This is a genomic window from Nocardia sp. NPDC004168, from assembly GCF_040610355.1.
In the GTDB taxonomy this organism is placed as follows: Bacteria; Actinomycetota; Actinomycetes; order Mycobacteriales; family Mycobacteriaceae; genus Nocardia; species Nocardia sichangensis.
The window spans coordinates 95,755-111,873 of record NZ_JBEXME010000009.1 but is presented as its reverse complement, the minus strand read 5'-3'; the positions used below and the strand labels follow the sequence as shown (position 1 = coordinate 111,873).

17 protein-coding genes and 1 pseudogene are annotated in these 16,119 nt (G+C 67.6%); 5 read left to right on the top strand and 13 right to left on the bottom strand.

Annotation, left to right across the window (positions count from 1 at the left end; translation table 11 throughout):
• The 4 genes and pseudogenes from ABZW96_RS18735 to dtd all read right to left on the bottom strand — a co-directional run.
• A pseudogene (locus ABZW96_RS18735) lies at positions 1-3,833 on the bottom strand (hypothetical protein); the annotation flags it as partial.
• Positions 3,834-3,870: 37 nt separating this feature from the next.
• A complete protein-coding gene (locus tag ABZW96_RS18730; RefSeq protein WP_355076155.1) occupies positions 3,871-4,371 on the bottom strand; it encodes a YbaB/EbfC family nucleoid-associated protein in 501 nt (166 codons plus the stop codon).
• An 18-nt stretch (positions 4,372-4,389) separates the two neighbouring features.
• A complete protein-coding gene (locus tag ABZW96_RS18725) occupies positions 4,390-4,713 on the bottom strand; it encodes a hypothetical protein (protein WP_355076153.1) in 324 nt (107 codons plus the stop codon).
• A gap of 184 nt (positions 4,714-4,897) precedes the next feature.
• Complete coding sequence (gene dtd / locus ABZW96_RS18720) at positions 4,898-5,341, bottom strand: D-aminoacyl-tRNA deacylase (protein ID WP_355076151.1); 444 nt, start codon at positions 5,339-5,341, stop codon at positions 4,898-4,900.
• A 166-nt stretch (positions 5,342-5,507) separates the two neighbouring features.
• On the opposite strand from dtd, the gene ABZW96_RS18715 reads away from it, so the two are divergent.
• From ABZW96_RS18715 to ABZW96_RS18700, 4 genes are all read left to right on the top strand, one after another.
• Positions 5,508-7,031, top strand: coding sequence for a hypothetical protein (locus ABZW96_RS18715; RefSeq protein ID WP_355076149.1), 1,524 nt, complete (start codon positions 5,508-5,510; stop codon positions 7,029-7,031).
• Between the two features lie 347 nt (positions 7,032-7,378).
• Positions 7,379-7,837, top strand: coding sequence for a DNA-directed RNA polymerase subunit beta (locus ABZW96_RS18710; RefSeq protein WP_355076147.1), 459 nt, complete (start codon positions 7,379-7,381; stop codon positions 7,835-7,837).
• The gene (locus ABZW96_RS18705; RefSeq protein WP_355076145.1) at positions 7,834-8,265 is read left to right on the top strand and encodes a DUF4254 domain-containing protein; all 432 of its coding nucleotides are present in this window, start codon (positions 7,834-7,836) and stop codon (positions 8,263-8,265) included. The genes ABZW96_RS18710 and ABZW96_RS18705 overlap by 4 nt, the downstream gene beginning before the upstream one ends.
• Before the next feature lie 36 nt (positions 8,266-8,301).
• Entirely contained in the window at positions 8,302-9,099 is a 798-nt protein-coding gene (locus ABZW96_RS18700; protein ID WP_355076143.1) for a class I SAM-dependent methyltransferase, read from the top strand.
• Between the two features lie 433 nt (positions 9,100-9,532).
• Here ABZW96_RS18700 and map read toward each other — a convergent pair whose 3' ends face one another.
• The 9 genes from map to rpsH all read right to left on the bottom strand — a co-directional run bounded on the left by map (position 9,533) and on the right by rpsH (position 15,074).
• Entirely contained in the window at positions 9,533-10,330 is a 798-nt protein-coding gene (gene map / locus ABZW96_RS18695; RefSeq protein ID WP_355076141.1) for a type I methionyl aminopeptidase, read from the bottom strand.
• Between the two features lie 29 nt (positions 10,331-10,359).
• Positions 10,360-10,905, bottom strand: a complete 546-nt coding sequence (locus ABZW96_RS18690) for an adenylate kinase (RefSeq protein WP_355076139.1) — start codon at positions 10,903-10,905, stop codon at positions 10,360-10,362.
• Positions 10,902-12,224 carry a preprotein translocase subunit SecY gene (gene secY, locus ABZW96_RS18685; protein WP_355076137.1) on the bottom strand — a complete coding sequence of 441 codons (1,323 nt, stop codon included), beginning with the start codon at positions 12,222-12,224 and terminating at the stop codon, positions 10,902-10,904. The genes ABZW96_RS18690 and secY overlap by 4 nt, the downstream gene beginning before the upstream one ends.
• A 172-nt stretch (positions 12,225-12,396) precedes the next feature.
• A complete protein-coding gene (rplO, locus tag ABZW96_RS18680) occupies positions 12,397-12,840 on the bottom strand; it encodes a 50S ribosomal protein L15 (protein WP_039795561.1) in 444 nt (147 codons plus the stop codon).
• A 1-nt stretch (position 12,841) separates the two neighbouring features.
• Positions 12,842-13,021 carry a 50S ribosomal protein L30 gene (gene rpmD / locus ABZW96_RS18675; RefSeq protein ID WP_039795559.1) on the bottom strand — a complete coding sequence of 60 codons (180 nt, stop codon included), beginning with the start codon at positions 13,019-13,021 and terminating at the stop codon, positions 12,842-12,844.
• Positions 13,021-13,680, bottom strand: coding sequence for a 30S ribosomal protein S5 (gene rpsE / locus ABZW96_RS18670; protein ID WP_039795557.1), 660 nt, complete (start codon positions 13,678-13,680; stop codon positions 13,021-13,023). Before rpsE ends, rpmD begins: the two co-directional genes overlap by 1 nt.
• 31 nt (positions 13,681-13,711) lie before the next feature.
• Complete coding sequence (gene rplR, locus ABZW96_RS18665) at positions 13,712-14,119, bottom strand: 50S ribosomal protein L18 (RefSeq protein ID WP_355076134.1); 408 nt, start codon at positions 14,117-14,119, stop codon at positions 13,712-13,714.
• A 2-nt stretch (positions 14,120-14,121) separates the two neighbouring features.
• Positions 14,122-14,661: a 50S ribosomal protein L6 gene (gene rplF / locus ABZW96_RS18660; RefSeq protein ID WP_355076132.1), complete on the bottom strand. Its 540-nt coding sequence runs from the start codon at positions 14,659-14,661 to the stop codon at positions 14,122-14,124.
• A 14-nt stretch (positions 14,662-14,675) separates the two neighbouring features.
• Positions 14,676-15,074: a 30S ribosomal protein S8 gene (rpsH, locus tag ABZW96_RS18655; protein WP_039795549.1), complete on the bottom strand. Its 399-nt coding sequence runs from the start codon at positions 15,072-15,074 to the stop codon at positions 14,676-14,678.
• A gap of 278 nt (positions 15,075-15,352) precedes the next feature.
• Here rpsH and ABZW96_RS18650 point away from each other — a divergent pair, with 278 nt between their 5' ends.
• On the top strand, positions 15,353-16,009 hold the full coding sequence (locus ABZW96_RS18650) for a Uma2 family endonuclease (protein ID WP_355076129.1): 657 nt from the start codon (positions 15,353-15,355) through the stop codon (positions 16,007-16,009).
• Positions 16,010-16,119: the final 110 nt, after the last annotated feature.

The window sequence follows — 16,119 nt, the reverse complement described above, 5'->3', positions numbered from 1 at the left end:
AGCGGCGCCACCTTCCGATCACCCGGTTCCGGCACCTCGTCGCCGACGCGCGGCGGGGACGACGGATCGAATGGCCGATTCGCTTCATCCGCAGCGCCCGGTTCACGGTCACCCGGCGGAACACGTTCAGGATCGGACGCATTCGAGTCGTCACGCGAGCGCGCCGGTTCCGTATCGCCGCGGTCCAGCGGCGCCACCTTCCGATCACCCGGTTCCGGCACCTCGTCGCCGACGCGCGGCGGGGACGACGGATCGAATGGCCGATTCGCTTCATCCGCAGCACCCGGTTCACGGTCGCCCGGCACAACCCGTGCTGGGTCAAGTGCATTCGAGTCATCGCGCGAACGCACCGGGTCCGACACCGGGTCCGACGGCGAACGCGGCGGTATCGGGGCATCGTCTGCGGGACGCCCACCGGCGACCCGCCACCAGGTGTCGGCGTTCTTGCGGAACTCGCGGGCATGCCATTCGGCCTGTCCCGCCTTGATCCGCCGCGAGCGTTTCGTCACCCCTTCGGGCAGATCCGCCTCATCGATTCGGTCGATCAGGTCACGCAGCCGCCGCGCTTGCTCGGCGGCCCGCCTGGAGTGCATGTCGGCCATCTCGGCGCGCAACCGCGCGCGGAACTGCTTCGGCGTCTCGCCATCGCGCCGACCCGCGATCTCGCCCTCGGGACCATAGATCGGCCGTTCGTCGGCCGGTCGCACCCGCGGGTCGGAACCGCTCGGCGGCACCACCTTTCCCGCACCGTCGAACAGGATCGCCGAAACCGAGCGGAGGTCCGACGGCACGTCCGGCGGGAACCCCTTGCGGCTCTCCGCTCCCGGGTCGGACACCTCGATGCGGAACTCGCCGGTGTCCGGATGCATGCGCACGGTCAAGGTGTAGGCGTGCGCGCCGACCCCGTGCTCGTCGACCGGACCGGTGTATTCGTCCACCACGAGGGCGCGCGGTCCACGGCCTTCGGCGACATCGCGCGGGTCCATCCCCGCCGCCATCCGCAGCAATTCGTCGGCGATGCCCTGGTGACGAGACTCGTCCGGCCCGCCGTCCGGGTAGTCCCAGAGACGCCCGCCCGCGGCCTCCTCGATTTCACGCAGGGACATGCCGCGCTCGCCGACCGGCTCGTCCGGCGGCCGGATGGTATCGCTACCGGTGGCCTCCTGGAGTTCCGCGAGCGACAGCCTGGCGCACTCCCCGCGATTCTTCGGATGATCCTGTTGCGCATCGGAATCCGGATCGTCCCGCGTCGTCTCGTCGGTGTCCCGGCGAGCCTGGCCATCGGTGTCCGCACTCCGGCGGCGGGCCGGGCCATCAGCATCCCCGCCCGGGCGGCGGGCCGGGCCATCGGTATCCCCGCCCGGGCGGCGGGCCGGGCCATCGGTATCCCCGCCGGGGCGGCGCGCCGGTCTGGACTCACCTGCGTCACCGGCGAGCGGCAGCACAACCGGTTCCGCGGTATCGCGCCTGCCGTCGTCGGATTCCGAGGTATCGCGTGATCGCGACGCCTCGCCCGGTCGATCCGCATTCGCCTGACGCGTCTCTCCGGCCGGGCGCGCCCCGCCGTCCTGGCGCATCTCCCCGACCTGACGGGTCGCGCCCGCCTCCCGCCTGGATTCGGCTCGCGGCGCCTCGGAGTCGGCCTTGCCCGCACGCACCCCGGCCTCGTCGCGACCGGAACCGGCGGCGCGATCGGCCACACCGGCCCGGCCCCGGTCGGCGGCCGCCCTGCTGTCCGGGTTGGCGGCCTGGGCGCGCGAATCGGTGGACGACGCGGGCCGTGCGTCGCTCGATCCCGGCGAAGCAGGAGACGCGTGCGTCGCGCCCGGCGCGACACCAGTGGACGGCGGCGTGCTCGCGATACTCGGTCCGGCGTGTGGCGACGCCGGATGGCCGGTCAGCGGAGCGCCCACGGCCGGCGTCGCGCCCGTCGGCGCCGTGTCCGAAACCGATCGCGTCTCCGTGTTCTGCACGCCGTCGACGGTGCCGCGCTGGGCGGCCCCCGGTTCGGTAGCCCTATCATGCTGACCCGCGGCGATATTCGGCTCTTCGGACCGACCGGCTCCGGCGCCGCGGTCCTGTCTTCCTTCGTCGGCGAGCCCCGCGCCGGTGTCGGACGCCGACCGCTCACCGGTGGACCGTTCCCCCGACGACGAGTGCTCGCCGGACGACTGCTCACCCGACGTGGACCGCTCACCAGACGACGACTGCTCACCCGACGTAGACCGCTCACCAGACGACGACTGCTCACCCGACGTAGACCGCTCACCAGAGGACGACTGCTCACCCGACGACGCGCGCTCACCCGACGACGACTGCTCACCCGACGACGCGCGCTCACCCGACGACGCGCGCTCACCCGACGACGCGCGCTCACCCGACGACGCGCGCTCACCCGACGACGCGCGCTCACCCGACGACGACTGCTCACCCGACGACGCGCGCTCGCCGGACGTGCCCTGCTCGCCGGTCTGCGCCGGAGTGCCGGACTCACCACTCCGCCCGGCGTCGTTGCCCTCCGACCTCGCGCCATCGGAGGCCGCGCTCGAAACCCGATCTCCCCCGGACGCACCGGTGGCGCGCGACGTATCCGTGCCGCCGGAGTTCGATGAACTATTGCCGCCGGCCGCGGGCATTCCGGCGCGCGGAGCGCCCGCACCGTTCGTCGCCCCGGACGTGTCCGACGCACCGGAAGTGTTCCCGGCGCCTGGAGCCAGACTGCCGTCGCCCGCGCCGGTCGTTCCCGCGCCATCGGGCCGGTAGCCCACCCGCGCCCCGCCCGCGTCGGCGAAGAGATTGTTCAGGCGGGTTCCCAAGTCGGGACGACTCATCGTGGTCGGCATCATCTTGTTCCACATGTGCGCGGAACCGACCTTCGCGACGCTGGTCATCGCGCCGTTGGAGGCGCCCGCGGTGAACATCCGCCAGTCGACCGGCGTGTTCCCCAGGTTCTGTAGCGCCTGGTCCAACCCGTCGGTCGCGACATCGAAGCTGAACTGTGTCGCGGTCGCGCCGACGAAACCCGCTCCCGCGCCGACCAATCCCGCCGTCGTCCCGGTGATGATGCCGTGCAGGAACGGATTGAACTCCGGGCCGAACCGCCGGGTCAGCGCGTGGCCGAGCTTCTCGCCCAACGGCCCCGCCGCGGCGCCGCCCGCCGCGGAGCTGACGGCGGTGACGACGACCTGTTCGACGTTGATGTTCTTGCGGTGCCCCTGCTCGACCTGATAGGCCTGCACGCCGAGTTCCTGCATGGTGCCGAGGATCGTGTCGATCGCGATGTGCCGGAGCAGGAAGCTCACGAACCGGTTCGCCACGATCCGGCCCACGCGCTGGATCACCGCCTGCACCAACCGCTGACCGATGATGCGGACCGCGATCCGGGTGGCCGCGATCGCCGCCGCGTCCACCGCGGGCTTGAACGGGCCGGACGCGAACGACGCCGCCAGCTCCCCCGCCAGCAACGCCAGCGACGACCAGTACATCAGCTTGCCGTACTCGATCTCGGTGCCGACGTCGTAAGCGGAGTCGCCGATCTCCTTGAAGTAGTCGGCCAGCTTCGACAGCGTCTGGTCGTCCTGCGGGTTGCCGCCGCCGAATGTCAGGAAGCTGTCGAAGGCCTTGACCATCTCCTCGTAGCCGTCGCCCGAGGGATAGGCGGTCATCGACGCGCTCTTGGCCGCCACGATGTCGGGGATGACCGAGCGCAACTCGGACGCGGCGGTCCGCCAGTCCCCGCCCAAGGCCCACATCTGGTCCTCGTTGCCCTCGGGCCACTCCATGCCGACGATCGGCTCGAGGTACTTCAGCGCGCCGGGCAGCTCGATGGCCATGCTCAGCTACCTCGACGGCCCGGTGCGGCCACCGAGGTCACCAGCTGGAATCGGTGACCGATCCACCACGATCGCGTTCTACCGTCTCGGTATCGGTGAAGCGCATGCCGCTGCCGTCGGAGAACTCCCTGCGCTCCCGCGCGTTCGGCGGCGCCGTCGGAGCCGGGACGGGTTCCGGAGCGCGCACCTCGGGCATGCCCTCGACCAGATCGGACAGCTTCGGCATCCGGGCCCGATGAGTGTCCAAGGGAGCCATCAGATCCCGTGTCTTGCGGGCCACGTCGGCACTGGCCAGCTGCGCGGCCTCGGTGACCGCCTTGGCGATCTCGGCATGGCTGAGGTCCTCGATATTGGGCCCGAACTGGGTATCGATCACCGTGTTGTCGGCGTTCACGACCACCGTCACCCGCTTGCCGCGCACGGTCGCGCGGCCGGTCAGTTCGGCGCGCTCCTGCTGCAACCGTGCGATGATCCGCATCTGTTCTTGGACGCCGTCGAGGATGTCGGCCAAGTCCGCCTTGGCTTGCTCGTTCGTCATCGGTCGGTGAACCCCGGGTCAGCGGATGCCGTCGCGGTTGCCGTGCTCCATGTCGCGCAGCAGATTCGCGGTCTTCGTCTGTCCTTTGCTGAAGTTCTCGAACGTGCCCGCCATGTTTCGTGCGCCCTTGATCAGGTTGTCCCTGGTCGTGGTGTAACCGCCCGAGCCGTCCGGGCCGTTGGCGAAGTTACGGCCGATACTGTCGTTGCCCCAGCAGTTCCCCCGCGCCGCGATCGACGTGCTCAATCTGACTATGATGCCGGTGATCCGGTCCTGGACATGCCCCGTCTTCTGGGCCGCCTTGCGGAACAGATGCTCATCGAATTCGACATTGTCCGCCATCGCGTCCGCTCCTCCACCCTCGAGTCCTTCCCACCCACGGTAACAGCGGATGACTAATCACCAGTGACGTCAACGTGAACGGGAAATTCCTCGATGTTTGCGGGCAGACTTCGTGCCCAGGTCGAGCGAGGCGCGGATCACCAGATGCGCTCGGAGCCCCCGATTTTCGGGGCAAGACAACAGCTCACAGCTCCACCATAAGGGTGACCGGACCGTCGTTCACCAGGTCGATGTGCATGTGCGCGCCGAACCGCCCGGTGGCCACGGTTGCGCCGAGTTCGCGCAACGCCTCCGCGAAGTGCTCGACGAGTGGTTCGGCGACAGCGCCGGGCGCGGCCGCCGACCACGACGGACGCCTGCCCTTCTTCGTGTCCGCGTACAGCGTGAACTGGCTGACCACCAGAATCGGCGCGCCGAGGTCCGCGGCCGAGCGCTCCCCGTCGAGGATGCGCAACCGCCACACCTTGTCGGCCAATGCCCGCGCGGTCGCCTCGGTGTCGGAGTGCGTCACGCCGACCAGGGCGACCAGGCCGTGCGGGAGGCCGTCGACCACCGGATCGATCCTTCCGACGACCTGCTCGCCGACCGTCACCCGGGCCGATCTCACGCGCTGTAGAAGGGCTCGCACAACCCTCGATCATGCCTTCCGCCATCGCGTCGGCCGCCGCGTGGGTCGCCGACCGCCGAACGACCCGGTCTGCCTGGCGGGATACAGGTGCGCGCGGGCGGCAAGCGTGACAAACTCGGTGCGCAGAAGAATGTGTTGCGCGGTTGCCGCGCGTTGGCGGAGGATCATGCTGGAAACGAGGAGCGCGATGGATCTGGACGCGATGGAGCGTCAGATCGCGGCGGATCGGTATGCGGCCCTCGACCGGACGGTCGAATCCGAATTGCGCTTGGCCACCTCGCTCGGCGAACTCGCCAAGGGGCTGATCGCCACCAAGAACAACGGCTCGACGCGCGACCGCACAAGGGAAGCGCTGGCGCCCGCCGAAGAAGCGGTGGCGATCCGCCTGCGCCTGCTGTCCAGGGGCCAAGTGCTCACCGCCCGTCTGGCCGGGGAATTGAACGACGCGCTGCGCTCCTTCGAGCAGGCGGCACGGCACAGCGGGCGCAGGGAACTGGCCACCACGACGATCCGGCGCGCCTGTGACGTCTACCGGCAAGTGGCGCGGGCGCATCCGGAAGTCGCGGGCCCGTGCGCCGACGGCCTGTCCAAGTGCGGTGTCTGGCTGGGCAGGCTGGACCAGGACGCCGCCGTGGCCGCGACCGAGGAGGCGGCCCGCATCCGTGCCGGCCTGGCCGCGGCGAACCCGGAGTTGTCCGGCAAGTACCTGGCCAGCTTGAGCACGCTGCTGCGCACGCTCATGGTGGGCCGGTCGCGCAAGCAGGCCATCGCCATGTACCGGGAGCGGTACGCCGCGTTCACCTCCACCACCATGTCGATCCGGTTGCGCGCCTGCGGCATCCAGGACCTGGATCTCACTCCCAAGTCGCACCGGGCGCTGGTCGAACTGGGCTGCCGCACCCTGGAGGGAGCCGGACGGCTCACCCAGCAGCAGATCATGTTCAAATCCTCCGGCGACCTGTCGACCGTCGAGGAGATCAACTGGAAGCTGGCTCTCGTCGGCCTGCGACCGCTCGCGCCGGGCACCGAGCAGGATCAGCCGTCGACGCCGGTCCAGATCGGCTCCACCTTCGGCGCGCTCAGCGTCTACGTGCCGGAACGGGACGCCATCGCCCAGGTGCGCGCCGCGATCATCGCGGCCTACGCCGTCGACGACGCCTATCCCCTCGACCGCGACAGCTATCTCGGTACGACCGAGTCGAAGTGGAAGATCCGCGAGCCGAAGCTGAACACCTCCGCCACCCTCGGCGACGACATCGTGCTGATCGACCAGCCCTACGGCGGCTGGGTGACGGTCATGAGCCTGAACTGGGAACTCACCCCGGTGGCGAAACATCCACTGGCACTGCGCCTCTCCCAGGACTGGCCGGTCGCGGCGATCACGGTCACTGAGGACGTGGCCTACGAGTTGTGCTGGTACGAGCGCGGTACGGCCACCCAGTACGCCGCGCTCGGCCGTCCTGCCGGGCAGGCCCCCCTCGACAAACCGCTCGCGCCACTCGATTTCGAGACGCTGGCGTTGTACAACCCCGACCGGGCGACGGAGAGCAAGCTGCGCGCGGCCTTCGGCAACACGAAGGTGTTCGCCAACCTCACCTACCTGCCGGACTGCGGCCTGCGCCAGATCAGTGTCGACACGCCATTGTCCGAGCACGGCGACCGCGTGCTGTACTTCCGCACGACACCCTGAGGCGCGCTGCCGCGGTATCGATTTGCGGCAAGGTAGCGCACCCGTCAGCGACGGCACTGAACAAAACTCCCCGCGTTCTCGCCCCGCATCTACACAGGTCGTTTGACCAGGAATTACGTACGCCGAGTTGAACGCGGGGCATCCCCGCGCACCCTACCGGTAACCACACCCGCGGGTAACCGGCGGGCGAACGAATTTCTCGAGAACTAATTGAACGGAATGTTTGATCCGCTCCATGGAGTGCTCTACTGAGACAACGCCCGCACGATGAACCGGATCACAGCACTGGTGCCGCAGCGCCGTCCGGGCGGCTTGGAAAAAGTCACACGAAGCTACCCGAGGGCCCTATGGACCAACTGGCGTTGGCGGATACCCCGACCGCCCGATGCGCCTACTATCGACACACCTGCGACCTGCCCGCCGGAGTCCATCCGGAGATAGGCCGAATCGTCCTCCGCGCCGGATTCGTCGGCGCGATCACGATGCCCGCCGCGTTGGGGCAGAAAGTTCGCGACGATCTCACCCATCGCCGAATAGCGTTGGGTCCGATCGTTTCTCACGTTCGGTCCAAACGGTGGACCTTCCTCACCCGCCCCGACTTACCCGACGACGTCCGGCTGTTCGCGGAACTGTTCCGTCTCAACGTCTCCATCGTGCCCTCCGGCGGTGAGATCGCACTGCCGTCTCCCGCCGTGGCCGACGCCGACTATCGGCACTGGATCGTGGCTCCCGAGAACGATTTCCGTCCCTCCGGCTCGTCCATCATCGACACCGTACGGTCCTGCACGAGAACGGCCGGGCGATGACCACCGGGGCGGTTCTTCCGGCGAAACATCAAGTGCTGCAAGCCTGCCGAGGCGAGATGCACGAGAGCAATCCGATGCTGCGCTGCGCACACGAACTCACCACGTTGCACGAACGCAGGCTCAGCGCGGGACCCGAATCACTCGGCGAGATAGACGCGTTGCGTGCGAGCCTGATTCACGACATCGATCGCTGGATCACCACGCAATTGCCGCCCGCCCACGGCGCGGCGCACGTGCACACCGAGACCGTCGGCGCCGTGATCGATCGCCTGGCCCAGTTCACCGCGAACGCCTACGCGGCGCTGGCCAGCAGTTCGGAATGGGATCTGTGGGACGCCTGGCAGCGCTTGGCCGAACTGGCCGTCGGCTACGACGACCTGGCCGCCGAGGTCTGCGCGGGCGTCCGGAGACTTCCCGGCGCATCTTAGGTTCCGTCGCGGCTCCCCATCCGTAGAGTGAAACGGATGGGGAGTCCGGACGACTACGAAGAAAAGCTCGCCTTGCACACCAGAAGGGCGAGTTCGTTCGGCGCACATGCCGTCGCGTACGCCGAACACCGTCCCGATTATCCCGCCGCGGCCATCCGCTGGGCGCTGGCCTCCGTCGCCCACCGGCGACCGTTGACCGTCCTCGATCTCGGCGCCGGAACCGGCAAGCTGACCGAGGGTCTGCTCGAAGCAGGCGCCACCGTGATCGCCGTCGAACCGGACGAGCACATGCGCGCCGAACTCGCCCGCCGATTCCCGGACGTCGCCACCCACGCCGGTACGGCCGAAGCCATTCCGCTCGCGGACGATTCGGTGGACGCGATCGTCGCGGGGCAGGCCTTCCACTGGTTCGACTTGGACCGTGCCTATCCGGAGTTCCTCCGAGTGCTGCGGCCCGGCGGCGTTCTCGCTGCCTTGTGGAACACCGACGACAGCTCCGTGGAGTGGGTCGCGGGGCTGAAAAAGGTGGCCGGGTCCAGCGTATCCACGCCCCTGCCGCCGAGCGAACAAGTGGCGCTACCCGACCACCCGCTGTTCCGCCGGCACGTGTTCGAGCGGTCGACCTTCCCGCACCGACATCGGCGCACCGCAGAGTCCCTGACCGCGACCATCGGTACGCAATCGCACACGGTGGTGATCTCCCCCGACGAGCGGACCGAGGTGCTCGCCCGGATCAGGGCCTATCTGCTGGCGAGGGCGGAGACGGCCGAAGGCGAATTCGATCTGCCGATAGTCACTTTGGTGCTGCGAACGACTCTGCGCCGCGCGGATTGAACGGCTACTTACGCACACGAAATAGCCAGGCCACAGCGTTGCCCGCCCCGTCGCGGTGTCCACGGAGCAGGCGGGATAGCGGCGAACTGCGGCGTGCGCCAAGCCGATTCGAGTAGCGGTCTACTCAGGTCACCGGCTACTGCCCCGCCATACGCTGACGGCATCGTTCAGAACAGTTCGAAACCAAGGAGAATGTAACCGTTCCACCCCGCACGGGCACCGACCGGCCCACCGCTTCGGCTCGACGCGAAGGACGCGGGTGCAAGGAACGACGTCACCGATCCAGCGAACGCTGGGTATCGCCCGGTGGCGTGTCGGCGCATGGTGCCTGCACGCGGAGAAGCGGCGAGATCGACCAGGAATCCTGGCGTCGGTGCGGCTCGTTTCCTCGCCGCGCAGTGTCACCGAACCGGACCCGTCCGACGGCCGTGCACTACTCCGGACGCAACGTCAAGATCCGGGGTCCGTCCTCCGTGACGGCGACCGTGTGCTCCCAATGTGCCGCACGACTGCCGTCCACGGTGACCACGGTCCAGTCGTCGTCGAGCACCTTCGTCTGGGTGGTACCGAGCGTGAGCATCGGCTCGATCGCGAGCACCGATCCCACCACGAGCTTCGGGCCCTTACCGGGCTCGCCTTCGTTGGCGAGGAACGGATCGAGGTGCATCTCGCGCCCGATGGCATGCCCACCGTAGCCGTCGACGATGCCGTAGCCGCGCCCGTGCTCCTTCTCGGCAGCACGGGTGCCCAGCTCGATGGCGTGCGAGACGTCGGTCAGCCGGTTACCGGGCAACATCGCCGCGATACCGGCCTCCATCGACGACTTGGTCGCCTCGCTGAGCAACCGATCGGCCTCGATGATGGTGCCGACGCCGAAGGTCCAGGCCGAATCGCCGTGCCAGCCGTCGAGAATCGCGCCGCAGTCGATGGACACCAGGTCGCCCTCGGCGAGAATCTCCCCCGCCGTCGGAATCCCGTGCACCACGCGGTCGTTCACCGATGCGCAGATGGACGCCGGGAAGCCGTGGTAGCCCTTGAAGGAGGGCACCGCGCCCGCGTCCCGGATCACCTGCTCGGCGACCTCGTCCAGTTCCGCGGTGGACACGCCGGGCTTGGCGGCCGCGCGCACGGCCACCAGAGCGCGGCCGACGATCGCGCCCGCCGCCGCCATGGCGTCCAGTTCGCCTGCCGTCCGGAACGGCACGACCTTCTTCTTGCGGTTGAAGACCATCCGCCCTCAGCGCTCCATCGCGAGTCGGCTCAGTGGCCCAGCGCGCGCAGCGCCCGCGCGTTGACGTCGTCGACCTCGCCGACGCCGTCCACCGAGACGACCAGGCCGTCGTAGTGGTCCAGCAGCGGCTCGGTCTCCTCGCGGTACACCCGCAGCCGGTTGCGGATCACGCTCTCGTTGTCGTCGGCGCGGCCGCGCGCGAGCATCCGCTCGACAACGGTGTCCTCGGGGACGACGAAGCGCAGCACCGCGTCGAGCGTGGTGTTCATGTGCTTGAGGATCTTCTCCAGCGCGTCGGCCTGGTCGACCGTGCGCGGGTAGCCGTCGAGGACGAAGCCGTTGGCGGCGTCGGGCTCGTTGACCCGCGCCTCCACCATGCGGTTGGTCACGTCGCTGGGCACCAGGTCGCCCGCGTCCATGTACTTCTGTGCCTCGCGACCCAGCGGGGTCTGCTGGCTGATATTCGCGCGGAACAGGTCCCCGGTGGAGATGTGCGGAACGCCCAGCTTCTCCGACAGCAGGACGGCCTGGGTGCCTTTACCGGCGCCCGGCGGACCGAGCAGTACAACTCTCACTTGAGGAACCCTTCGTAATTTCGATTCATCAGCTGGCTCTCGATCTGCTTCACGGTGTCCAAACCGACGCTCACCATGATCAGCACCGCGGTACCGCCGAACGGAAGGTTCTGGGTACCGCCGGAGGCGCCGATGTCGAGGAACAGGTTCGGCAGCACCGCTACCAGACCGAGATAGATCGAGCCGGGGAGGGTGATACGGCTCAGGACGAAGTTGAGGTAGTCGGCCGTCGGCTTGCCGGGCCGGTAGCCCGGGATGAAGCCGCCGAACTTCTTCATCTCGTCGGCGCGCTCCTCCGGGTTGAAGGTGATCGCGACGTAGAAGTAGGTGAAGAACACGATCAAGCTGAAGTAGATCGCGATGTACACCGGGTTGCCGGGATTCACCAGGTATTTCTGGATGATCTCCTGCCACCAGCTCGGATTCTGGTTGTTCTGCGACCCCGTCAGCTGCGCCACCAGGTTCGGCAGGTACAGCAGCGACGAGGCGAAGATGACCGGGATCACGCCCGCCTGGTTCACCTTCAACGGCAGGTAGGTCGAGGAGCCGCCGTACATCTTCCGGCCGACCACGCGCTTGGCGTATTGGACCGGGATCCGGCGCTGGCCCTGCTCGACGAAGATCACGGCGGTGATGATCGCCAGCGCGGCGACACACACCAGTCCGAAGACCAGACCGCCCCGGCTGTCCAGGATCGCCTTGCCCTCGCTCGGGATGCGGGCGGCGATACCCGAGAAGATCAGCAGGGACATGCCGTTGCCGATGCCGCGCTCGGTGATCTGCTCGCCGAACCACATCACCAGCGCCGCGCCCGCGGTCATCACGAGCACGATGATGATCATGCCGAAGATGCTGGTGTCGGCCAGGATGTCCTTCTGGCAGCCCTGCAGCAGCTGGCGGCGGGCCGCGAGCGCGACCAGGCCGGTGGCCTGCAGGATCGCGAGGGCGATCGACAGGTATCTGGTGTACTGCGTCATCTTGGTCTGGCCGGATTGGCCTTCCTTGCGCAGTTCCTCGAACCGCGGGATGACGACCGTGAGCAGCTGGATGATGATGCTCGCGGTGATGTAGGGCATGATGCCGATCGCGAAGACCGACAGCTGCAACAGCGCACCACCGGAGAACAGGTTGATCAGCTGGTAGATGCCGCCGGACTCACCGCCCGAGACCAGGTCGATGCACTCCTGGACCGCCTTGTAGTCGACGCCGGGGGACGGCAGCGAGGCACCCAGCCGGTACAACGCGATCAACCCCAGCGTGAAGAGAATCTTCCGCCGTAAGTCCGGAGTCCGGAAGGCCGATACGAAGGCGGAAAGCACTGATCCTCCTGGCGAACGACATGGTCATGACATGGATGTTCAGCGATGTCCCTGCTCGACATAGAAGGGACGCCGAAAACCACGACGAGGCTTGGCAGACAACAATTGAACTCTAACAGTGGCACCGGACGAGCTCTCCACTCGTCCGGCGCCGCTGTAATGCAGAGTACCGTCAGCCCAGCTCGGTGACGGTGCCACCGGCGGCGGTGATCTTCTCCTTCGCCGCGCCGGTGACCTTGTCCGCGGTCACCTGGACCGCGACGCCGATCTCACCATCGCCCAGGACCTTGACCAGCTGGTTCTTGCGAACCGCACCGGCCGCCACGAGCTCGGCCTTGCCGACCTCGCCGCCCTCGGGGAACAGCTTCGCGATCTTGCCGACGTTCACGACCTGGTATTCCGTGCGGAACGGGTTCGTGAAGCCCTTGAGCTTGGGCAGCCGCATGTGGATCGGCATCTGCCCACCCTCGAAGGCGGCCGGGACGTTCTTGCGCGCCTTGGTGCCCTTGGTACCACGGCCCGCCGTCTTGCCCTTGGAGCCCTCACCGCGACCCACACGGATCTTCTCGGTCTTGGCGCCGGGAGCCGGACGCAGGTGATGCAACTTGATGGTCATGTCAGACCTCCTCAACGGTCACGAGGTGGCGCACGACGTTGATCAGCCCGCGGTTCTGGGCGTTGTCCTCGCGGACCACGGTCTTGCGGATACCGCGCAGACCGAGGGTCCGAAGACTGTCCCGCTGATTCTTCTTGGCGCCGATCGAACTCTTGATCTGGGTCACCTTGAGATCTGCCATTACTTGACACCTCCGGCAGCCTGAGCGCGCGCACGCAGCATGCCGGCAGGGGCGACGTCCTCGAGCGGCAGGCCACGGCGGGCCGCGACCTCTTCCGGACGCTGCAGCTGCTTGAGGGCAGTGACAGTCGCGTGCACGACGTTGATGGCGTTGTCGCTACCGAGCGACTTCGCCAGAATGTCGTGGATACCGGCGCACTCCAGCACGGCACGAGCCGCGCCACCGGCGATCACACCGGTACCCGGCGAGGCCGGACGCAGCATGACCACACCGGCGGCCGCCTCACCCTGAACCGGGTGCGTGATGGTGGAGCCGATCATCGGGACGCGGAAGAAGTTCTTGCGAGCCTCTTCGACACCCTTCTGGATGGCCGCGGGAACTTCCTTGGCCTTGCCGTAGCCGACGCCGACCAGGCCGTTGCCGTCACCGACGATCACGAGGGCGGTGAAGCTGAAGCGCCGACCACCCTTCACGACCTTGGAGACGCGGTTGATCGCGACGACCCGCTCGAGCTGGTTCTTCTCCGCGGCGTTGTCGCGACGGTCGCCACCGCCCCTACGGTCGCCGCCACCGCGACGATCGCCGCGGCCGCCCTCGGGGGCGCTGCCATTCTGTCCGGCGGGTCCGCTTCCGCCGTCACGCCTCTGACGTCCCGGCATCAGACGTTCCTTCCGTTCTTGTTATCGATCATCAGAATTTCAACCCACCTTCGCGAGCGGCATCGGCCAGTGCGGCGATCCGGCCGTGGTAGTCGTGCCCACCACGGTCGAACACGACGGCCTCGACACCGGCGGCCTTGGCACGCTCGGCCAGCAGGGCGCCGACCTTCTTGCTCTTGGCCGACTTGTCGCCGTCCACCGCGCGCACGTCGGCCTCGATGGTCGAGGCGGCGGCGATGGTCTTGCCGACCGAGTCGTCGACCAGCTGCGCGTGCAGGTGGCGCGAAGAGCGGTTGACCACCAGGCGCGGACGCTCGGTGGTACCCGCGAGCTTCTTGCGCAGGCGGAAGTGACGGCGCGTCTTCGACAGACGGCGCTGCGTCGACACGTCCTTGCCCAGGGGGATGCGCTTGGCCTTCTGGTTTTCGGTTTGCGCCATGATCACTTACCCGTCTTTCCGACCTTGCGGCGAACGACCTCGCCGGCGTAGCGGATGCCCTTGCCCTTGTACGGGTCGGGCTTGCGCAGGCCGTGGATGACCGCCGAAATCTGGCCGACCTTCTGCTTGTCGATTCCGGACACGGAGAACTTGGTGGGCGACTCCACCGCGAACGTGATCCCCTCGGGGGCCTCGATCGGCACCGGGTGGCTGTAGCCGAGGGCGAACTCGAGGTTCTGGCCCTTCAGCGCGACGCGGTAACCGACGCCGAAGATTTCCATCTTCTTCTCGTAGCCCTGGGTCACGCCGACGACCATGTTCGACACCAGAGTGCGGGTCAGGCCGTGCAGCGCGCGGCTGCGGCGCTCGTCGTCCGGACGGGCGACCTCGAGCTGGCCGTCATCGCCCTTGGCGACGGTGATCGGCTCGGCGACGGTGAGCGACAGGGTGCCCTTGGGCCCCTTCACCGAGATGTCCTGGCCGTCGATGGTGATGTCGACGCCAGCGGGGATTGCGATGGGCTTCTTACCAATACGCGACATTGTCCTGACCTCCCTTACCAGACGTAAGCGAGGACTTCGCCGCCCACGCCCTGCTTGGCCGCCTGCTTGTCGGTCAGCAGGCCGGAGGACGTGGAGATGATCGCCACGCCGAGGCCGCCGAGCACCTTGGGCAGGTTGGTGGATTTCGCGTACACGCGCAGACCGGGCTTGGAGACGCGGCGCACGCCTGCGAGGCTGCGCTCACGGCTCGGGCCGTACTTGAGGTCGACGATGAGCGTCTTGCCCACCTGTGCGTCCTCGGTCCGGTAGTCGGCGATGTAACCCTCGCGCTTGAGGATCTCGGCGATGTTCGCCTTGAGCTTCGAGTGCGGAGCCTTCACCTGATCGTGGTACGCCGAGTTGGCGTTGCGCAGACGTGTCAGGAAGTCTGCGATCGGATCAGTCATGGTCATGGTTCGACCTAGACACCTTTCTCGCCGCGGTTCCCATACAGCGCCGCCATGCACGCATGGCGGCCGTGGGCCTACGACAATTCGGATGGTCCGGCCGACCCTTGCCGACCGGATGAGTTTCGATCGCCCGAGCGCACGCATGCGGACATGGAGGTGCCCAGGCAACCGCTCTAGTGTAGGCAAGGGGTTCACCTGGGCAAAATCGGGGTCTGTGAGGTGCCCGCTTCGCTGGACTCATGACCAGCGGAAACAGCCCGTGACCGGGCTAACATGAACCCATGGCAAGTCCGCGCACCGAACGACCGGACCTCCCCGAGTACATGACGTGGGAGGAGCTCCAGCAGCTGCCCGAAGAAATCGCCGGGCAGATCGAACTGTGGGATGGGCGTGTCGTCTGGCTACGACGGGGGCCTGCCGAACATCAGGCGTTCACATTCGCGCTGACCAGCGCCCTGAAGCGAAGCGCTCGCGAAGGCATGGCGAAGCAGCCCGAGCGCTGCTGGCGCGTCGACTTCGAAACCGATGTGTTCTTCGGCCAGGCCGGAAAATCCGACTTCGTGACACCCGATTTTCTCGTCTATCGCTGCCTGGATGCTCCTTATCAAGACATCCGAGCCGACGACGTCCTGCTGGTCGGCGAGGTCCTTTCTCCGTCGAACACCCAGACCGACATGTACGCCAAGCAGGCGCGTTATGCCAGGGCAGGCATCCCCATGTACTGGGAGGTGACGCTGGAACGCGAGAGGAGTGCCATCGAGATGGTCCGCGCTTTCGCGCTGGAGACGACCCACGGCAAGCTGCTTCCGCCCGGCGTGCACCCCTTGCGCACGGCCAACTACCTCGTAACCGGCGAGTGGTCCCCGAAGAACTCCGACGCCATCACCATCGACTTCCCGTTCCCGATCCACATCCCCTGGTCGGAGCTGGAGTTCTGACCGCGCCGCCTACCGCGAGGAGGCCGAGGGCAAACCCGCTATCGAGATGCGAAGAATATGCGAGGCCGAACACGGCCCCACCCACGACGAGTTCCTTCGCACTATCGAGA

Bases quoted from the DNA above. Each gene is read 5' to 3' on its own strand.
- rpmD (WP_039795559.1), bottom strand. From the start codon at position 13,021: ATGGCAGATCTCAAGGTGACCCAGATCAAGAGTTCGATCGGCGCCAAG.
- ABZW96_RS18715 (WP_355076149.1), top strand. From the start codon at position 5,508: ATGCTGGAAACGAGGAGCGCGATGGATCTGGACGCGATGGAGCGTCAG.
- rplO (WP_039795561.1), bottom strand. From the start codon at position 12,840: ATGACCATCAAGTTGCATCACCTGCGTCCGGCTCCCGGCGCCAAGACC.
- rpsH (WP_039795549.1), bottom strand. From the start codon at position 15,074: ATGACCATGACTGATCCGATCGCAGACTTCCTGACACGTCTGCGCAAC.
- rpsE (WP_039795557.1), bottom strand. From the start codon at position 13,680: ATGCCGGGACGTCAGAGGCGTGACGGCGGAAGCGGACCCGCCGGACAG.
- map (WP_355076141.1), bottom strand. From the start codon at position 10,330: ATGGTCTTCAACCGCAAGAAGAAGGTCGTGCCGTTCCGGACGGCAGGC.
- ABZW96_RS18710 (WP_355076147.1), top strand. From the start codon at position 7,379: ATGGACCAACTGGCGTTGGCGGATACCCCGACCGCCCGATGCGCCTAC.
- ABZW96_RS18700 (WP_355076143.1), top strand. From the start codon at position 8,302: ATGGGGAGTCCGGACGACTACGAAGAAAAGCTCGCCTTGCACACCAGA.
- ABZW96_RS18725 (WP_355076153.1), bottom strand. From the start codon at position 4,713: ATGGCGGACAATGTCGAATTCGATGAGCATCTGTTCCGCAAGGCGGCC.
- ABZW96_RS18705 (WP_355076145.1), top strand. From the start codon at position 7,834: ATGACCACCGGGGCGGTTCTTCCGGCGAAACATCAAGTGCTGCAAGCC.
- rplR (WP_355076134.1), bottom strand. From the start codon at position 14,119: ATGGCGCAAACCGAAAACCAGAAGGCCAAGCGCATCCCCCTGGGCAAG.
- rplF (WP_355076132.1), bottom strand. From the start codon at position 14,661: ATGTCGCGTATTGGTAAGAAGCCCATCGCAATCCCCGCTGGCGTCGAC.
- ABZW96_RS18730 (WP_355076155.1), bottom strand. From the start codon at position 4,371: ATGACGAACGAGCAAGCCAAGGCGGACTTGGCCGACATCCTCGACGGC.
- ABZW96_RS18650 (WP_355076129.1), top strand. From the start codon at position 15,353: ATGGCAAGTCCGCGCACCGAACGACCGGACCTCCCCGAGTACATGACG.